A 6,341-nucleotide genomic window follows, 5' to 3' on the forward strand; every position below is an offset into this window, starting at 1 on the left:
AAAACTCAAAAATATCTCCCTAGTTATCAAGAAATAGAATTAGCTCGTCAACAAGCCGAGTTGCAATCTCAACAAGAAAGATTAGCTCGTCAACAAGCCGAACAAACTATTATCCAAGCTATACCACGTTTACAAGCTTTAGGATTAACGAAAGAGCAAATAGCGATGACTCTTAACCTTTCTGTTGCACAAATCAATAATTACCTTAACAAGTAAAATAGAAGAATAATTTAATTTAGGACTTTTACCAATGACAGTCACTAGTTTGCTGAGTCAAGCCCAAGATATAACCAGTGAAGACTATTGTGTTTTAGGGTTAAGCACTTGCTTCCTCAAAGAAGATGGGGAATATCACCAAGTAGAAATCATCGAACCTATTCCCTCAGCAGCTTTAGAAACCATCATCAAAGGTACTCCCACCTCTTATCAATTCGCTTGTGCCATACTAGTTAAAGATTTTATCATCGGAGAAAATGTGCAAATTCCTGCAGAATTTCCCGAAACAACCCAATTATGTGATGATTTTATCCCTAGGACGATCGCTGCGATTCGTACTTATAAAAGTCGTCCTCAAGCTCAAGAATATATCCCCCTAGGAACTAAAAAAGATGATTTTAACTATTCTTTAGAGCGTAAACGTGTACTTAATGCAGTTAACGTGGTACGTAATGAAGATAATATTAAACAACATTCTTATACCCATAAAGTACTGTAAGAAAAGAGCGATCTTAAAAGCGATCGCCCTAAATCAATTAAGCAAAGACAAAATTAGCAGCGCTTAACTCAGTTGTAGAAACATTGAGTAAAATAGCTAACTCTTCACCTAAAGCGTTAACAGTGGTACGAGTTTGACCATTAACAATTCCTTGAGACAAGGTTAAATCAGCAAAACTTAACTCAGTGTTAGCAAAACCAATGACATCTTCACCTGGGGTAAAGTCGGTGATGATGTTGGAATTAGTTGGTAAAGCACCTGTATCGGTAACTAACCAGAATTGATCAGCTCCAGGACCACCAGTAACTACATTATTACCATTACCATTACCTAAGAAAAGAATATCATCGCCAGAACCTGCGAGAATACGATTGTCGCTACCTGCAAAAATCAGATCATCTCCTGAGCCTAAGTCGATGCGATTACCACCTACAGCTAGAGAAACATCAACGGTATCGTTACCACTACCTGTAAAGAGGTTTTGACTATCTCCAATAAAACCAGACTCACCTGGTAATTCACTATCAAAGTTATCATCACCACTTGTCCCAGAAACGTTAGTAGGGAATTCTGGTGTGGTAGGAGTTGATGTTAAGTCTAAACCAATAACTAGGGGATCGTGGTCAGCAGATCGGAAAGGATCAGGGGCAAAAAATCTTTGACTATACTCAAAAGCATTGGGTTCATCAACGTTAATATGCCATTTTGTCGCTCCTGTTACTTGTTCTAGCATACTATCATTAGCTAGCATATGGTCTAGAGAGCCTGCTTGACCTCGGAAAACGAAAGAATAACTCTCTTTGGGGAATAAAGGAGTATAACCCGCTGCTTCTTGAGCGGTTAAGGGGTCTTCGTGAGCGTAGGTGTTGGTATCTCCCCCAATCAAGAAATCAGGATCACCACTGTTGGTGGGGTCAGTTGCTAACCAATCTACCATAGCTTCAGCAGCTTGAGTACGAGTGTAATTCCAAAAACCTTGACCATCTCCTTGATCTAAATCACGAGGATCAGGATTTTGACCTGCTCTTGGTCCACTCTTAGATTTAAAATGGTTAGCAGCCATGGTAAACACTTCCCCTGTCGCCAATTCTGTGAAGGTTTGAGCTAAGACAGGACGACTCAGTTGATCATCAAAGCGAGGATCTACAGAAGAATCAAGAATCGCAGGATTACCCATTAAACCTACTGTCTCAGGTTTGTATATGTAACCAACAGTAATCATGTCCGTGCCAATTTGGGGTACTCCAGGATCAACAAAACTATAAACCTCTTCACCCAATGCGCTGTTAAGACGGCTAACTAAATCAGCGATCGCGCTTCTTTCTCCGTCACCAAAGTCATTCTCTAACTCTACTAAGGCTAAGATATCAGCGTCTAAGTCAGTGATCGCAGGAACTAATTTAGCGTTTTGATTTTCAAATTCTTCCTGACTTTGCGCACCTCTACTGTTATCACGATTAAAAATCGCTACCCCATTCTCATCGGGAACACCATTAAAATAGTTCTCAATGTTATAGACACCTACTCGCAGACTTCCCCCTATCTCTTCTGGTTCGGTGGGACGAGAGTTGGCTTCTGTAAACATTACCTGCTCTGTAGGTTGTATGCGATAATTATCAAAGCGATCGTCTAAAATACCTGTAATACCTGTGGCTGTATCTCCCGCCCGTAGGGTATTACCTATACCTAGAGGTTGACCATTTAAACCATGAATAACTGGTTGATTATTGGTAACTAGATTAATTCCTCTTCCATCGTCTAGCAGAATACTGCGTCTGGCGTTATCACTTTGATATTGTGTAAAAGCTTCTTGACTAGGAGGATTAAACTGGGTAAATTGATCTAAGCGATCGTCTGTATTTGGTTCGTTATTTAATCCACCAGAAGATAAGTCAACTTCTCCAAATCTATTCAGGTTGAAGTTTCCTGTTACGGTCATAGTTTGGGGAATAGTTACTCTCATCCCCTCAAAAGACTCTAAACCTAGAACATCATCTACAGGGAAACTCAACTCTGTAGCGGTAGGTAAGGGGTTATTGCGATTAACTACCTGAACATTAGCACGGGTTAATTGAGTCAGTGTTCTTTCTACATTACTATTAGCAAATTCTGAAATTGAACCTGTAACTTGAACTTTGTCACCTACAGATACGGAAACTTGAGGATTACGTCCTGTAAATACAAATATACCTTCTGAAGTTAAGGGGTTGTCATCAGCGTTAGCGTCTTCTTCTTGAAGATAAAATCCTTGTAAGTTATCTCCACCTTGAAATTCCCCAACCACGATCGCTTCTACTGTCACCGCTTGCCCTGCTAAAGGACTACTTAAACCTTCTCCTTGAATTGTATGGATTCTGGTGATAATAGGATCGGTCGCAGGTAAAATAATTGGTTCTTCCTCAATAATAACCTCATCATTAGCCTGACTTAACAATGATGGATCTTCGGCTTCTTCTAAATAATCTACATCTACTGTCATCGCTTCTATTCTTAATAAAATAAGTTAACATCTTTGATTATTTCACAATAAAATTAAGAAGAAATTAACAATAGATTAAATTCTGGTTATATTATTAAAAATAAAATCTTGCCAATCTTGCTATAATAGTTATAATTATCCCGACATTGTCAGAAAATGATTGAAGTTAAAAATCTCAGTAAGAATTATGGTTCTACTGTAGCGATTACTAATATATTTTTTACTGTTAAAAAAGGAGAAATTCTGGGTTTATTAGGACCAAATGGCGCAGGTAAAACTACTACTATGCGAATCTTAGCAGGTGCAATTCTCCCTAGTCAAGGAACAGCTAAAATAGCTGGTTTTGATATCCATAAACAAGCTATGAATGTCAAAAAACATTTGGGTTATTTACCAGAAAATCCCCCTCTTTATCCTAATCTGAAAGTAAAAGATTTTCTCGATTTTGTCGCGAGAATTAAGGGAGTAAGTAAAAGCGATCGCCAATCACGAATAGACACAGTTATAGAACGTTGTCAACTACAAGAATATAGTCAAGTTTTAATTCGTAAACTCTCTCGGGGATATCGTCAAAGAGTAGGTATTGCTCAAGCTTTGGTACATAATCCCTCAGTTATTATACTTGATGAACCTACCGTAGGTTTAGACCCCTTACAAATTATTGAGATGAGAGAATTAATTAAGAGTTTAGCAGGTGAACATACAGTTATTCTTTCTAGTCATATCTTATCAGAAGTAAGCATGATTTGCGATCGCGTGACGATCATTAATCAGGGTTGTGTAGTAACGACAGATACCTTAAATAATCTCATGTTAAAACTTTCCAGTACTTTTACTTATCAGCTAGAACTAGAAGGAAATATAGCAGAATTAATCACCAGTTTAGAAAAAATACCAGGAATTGCGCAAATAGTAATTAACCCACAAACTAACCAGAATAGAAAGATAATGGAGATTAACTGTCTTCCCCATTATGAACCAGGTGCAGAGATTGCTGAGGTTATTCTGAGAGAAGGTATCAAGTTATACGAAATGAGACGCGATCGCCCAAGTTTAGAAGAGATTTTTTTAAGATTAACCAATAGTTAAGGTTTGCTTAAGGAAAATAGAATATGGTCAATTGCCGCAGAAAAATGTAAAAATAGATACTATTAAATAATCAATCTATCTCGTAACCAGTATGATTACCGACACTATCGTTTATTCCTTAAAGATGATTCAAGAAGAAGTCCGAGAATTAGTAGCTAGAGGAATCATCAGCAGACAACAACATTTATATACATTATGTCAATATATTCCCCCAAGAGAATGGACTTATGTAGAATCAGAACTAGAAAAATCAGAATTTTTATTGCGCGATCGCATTGGAGAACTAATTAGTACAGAAATTTGGTCTAACGATTAAAAGTATTAACTGATTCAAGACACATAATAACAGAGAATGAACTACCCCGCATCTAATGGAGGACGGGGTTTCTCAAACCACATCCTCTTTGGTACTAATGAGACGCTTCATCTGCCCAAGTTGCTTGATCGAGCCCGTGTGTTTACGGGAAGTCAAAATCGCATAACTCTACTACTTAATAACTTATATCCCATGGTCAAAGAACTCATAGATAATACAAATTGCCATAAAGTAGTAGGTCTTAGTACAACACGACCACTCCAGAAAACCAAAATTATGCCAATAACGATCGCTATTATTCCGATAATTTTAGAGTCTTTAGGTAATAAAAATGACATAAAAACTCCACTAGTTAAAAACAAAATTGACGCGCCGGCTTTGATACCGCGAAAACCGAAAGAATATGCACTACTTGCAAAATAAATGTTTTGTCCTAAAAAATATACCCCTAGGAACATTAAAAATATCCCTAATAGTTTAATTAATATACTCATGATAAGAAACTTTGTGAGTGAATATATCAATTATATTATTAAAGTCAGAGCAACTAGTAATTTATAATATTTTTTAAATAATATTCTGTAGATGCAAAGATTACACCTACAGAGAAAAGAATTAACCTTTGACGGAAGGAGTTTTCATTTGACTAGCCATATCCATGTATTTACTCATACTTTTACCTGGACGACGACGAGTAGGAGAAGACATGGTTAACAAATATTTATCAGCAAAAGTCCCATTTTCTTCGGGAGAAGCGGTGGAAGTTTCTTGATTACTTTGTTTATAGAGTAATTGTACCCAATCGGGTGTATCTGAAGTAGCAACGGGTGTGGTAGTTTCTGCGGTTACCTCCGTTGCAGATTGTTCGGTTACTGAGCTAGAATCTGGAGTAGATTCTTCTTCCTCTAGTTGGAGAGAGAATCCATCTTTAGTTTTTTTGACTTTACCATTGTTTGCTTGTTTTTTGCCGATTAATTTTTTAATCATTGTTTGCCCCTAATAGTAATAAAATCTCTGAGTAGGTTTGTAGCTTGCTAATCCCTAGTTTCTCAGATTAGCAAAATTTGGCAATCATTCTTAACAAAAATTTATGTATCCAGCACATCCAGTTATTTTAGTTCATGGTTTGAACGATCGCCAGGTAGTATTTAAGACAATGGCTAATCATTTGTCTAATTTAGGTTGGTCAGTGTATAGTCTCAATTTAACCCCCAATAATGGACAACAGAGGTTAGAAATATTAGCCGAACAACTACACGACTATATAAATTATCAGTTTAAGGATAACCAATCTATAGATTTAATTGGTTTCAGTATGGGAGGGTTGGTGACGAGATACTATTTACAGAGATTAGGAGGAATAGAAAGGGTTAAACGTTATATTAATATTTCCGCGCCAAATCGGGGTACTGTAACCGCTTATCTTCTTCCTAGTCAAGGGATAGTCCAAATGCGTCCTGAAAGTGCATTTCTGGCTGATTTAAATCGAGATTATCACCTAATCACACAAAGAGTAAGGGTAACAACCATTTGGACGCCTTGGGATTTAATGATTGTTCCCGCGGTGAGTAGTTCCTTAGGAATAGGGAAAGAGGTGATTATACCAGTCACACTCCATCCCTGGATGTTAAGTGATCGACGTGTTTTACATTTTATAATAAACACATTACGAGAACCAATTTTATAGTTATACTTGTTCAAAGATTTGAATATCTCTAAATTGACCGTTCGCAGTAGGATTA

At 37.2% G+C, this 6,341-nt stretch carries 8 protein-coding genes; 5 read left to right on the top strand and 3 right to left on the bottom strand.

The genetic code is table 11. The annotated features are described in order from the left end of the window. A partial coding sequence (locus tag EA365_15300) for a Uma2 family endonuclease (protein ID TVQ42375.1) occupies positions 1 to 216 on the top strand: 216 nt, incomplete at its 5' end. Between the two features lie 34 nt (positions 217 to 250). Beyond that, a complete protein-coding gene (locus EA365_15305) occupies positions 251 to 715 on the top strand; it encodes a hypothetical protein (protein ID TVQ42376.1) in 465 nt (154 codons plus the stop codon). Positions 716 to 752: 37 nt separating this feature from the next. On the opposite strand, the gene EA365_15310 is transcribed toward EA365_15305, so the two are convergent. After that, on the bottom strand, positions 753 to 3,194 hold the full coding sequence (locus EA365_15310; protein TVQ42377.1) for an ExeM/NucH family extracellular endonuclease: 2,442 nt from the start codon (positions 3,192 to 3,194) through the stop codon (positions 753 to 755). 156 nt (positions 3,195 to 3,350) lie between these two features. On the opposite strand from EA365_15310, the gene EA365_15315 reads away from it, so the two are divergent. Both EA365_15315 and EA365_15320 read left to right on the top strand, forming a co-directional pair. Then, positions 3,351 to 4,283 (top strand): ABC transporter ATP-binding protein, encoded by a 933-nt coding sequence (locus EA365_15315; protein TVQ42378.1) that lies wholly within the window; start codon positions 3,351 to 3,353, stop codon positions 4,281 to 4,283. A gap of 91 nt (positions 4,284 to 4,374) precedes the next feature. Further along, complete coding sequence (locus EA365_15320; protein ID TVQ42379.1) at positions 4,375 to 4,599, top strand: DUF4327 family protein; 225 nt, start codon at positions 4,375 to 4,377, stop codon at positions 4,597 to 4,599. A 152-nt stretch (positions 4,600 to 4,751) separates the two neighbouring features. On the opposite strand, the gene EA365_15325 is transcribed toward EA365_15320, so the two are convergent. Continuing rightward, the gene (locus EA365_15325; GenBank protein TVQ42380.1) at positions 4,752 to 5,093 is read right to left on the bottom strand and encodes a hypothetical protein; all 342 of its coding nucleotides are present in this window, start codon (positions 5,091 to 5,093) and stop codon (positions 4,752 to 4,754) included. Between the two features lie 121 nt (positions 5,094 to 5,214). Further along, positions 5,215 to 5,586, bottom strand: a complete 372-nt coding sequence (locus tag EA365_15330; GenBank protein TVQ42381.1) for a hypothetical protein — start codon at positions 5,584 to 5,586, stop codon at positions 5,215 to 5,217. 103 nt (positions 5,587 to 5,689) lie between these two features. Here EA365_15330 and EA365_15335 point away from each other — a divergent pair, with 103 nt between their 5' ends. Then, positions 5,690 to 6,286: an alpha/beta fold hydrolase gene (locus tag EA365_15335; GenBank protein ID TVQ42382.1), complete on the top strand. Its 597-nt coding sequence runs from the start codon at positions 5,690 to 5,692 to the stop codon at positions 6,284 to 6,286. Positions 6,287 to 6,341 lie beyond the last annotated feature (55 nt).

Source organism: Gloeocapsa sp. DLM2.Bin57 (assembly GCA_007693955.1).
Classification (GTDB): Bacteria; Cyanobacteriota; Cyanobacteriia; order Cyanobacteriales; family Gloeocapsaceae; genus Gloeocapsa.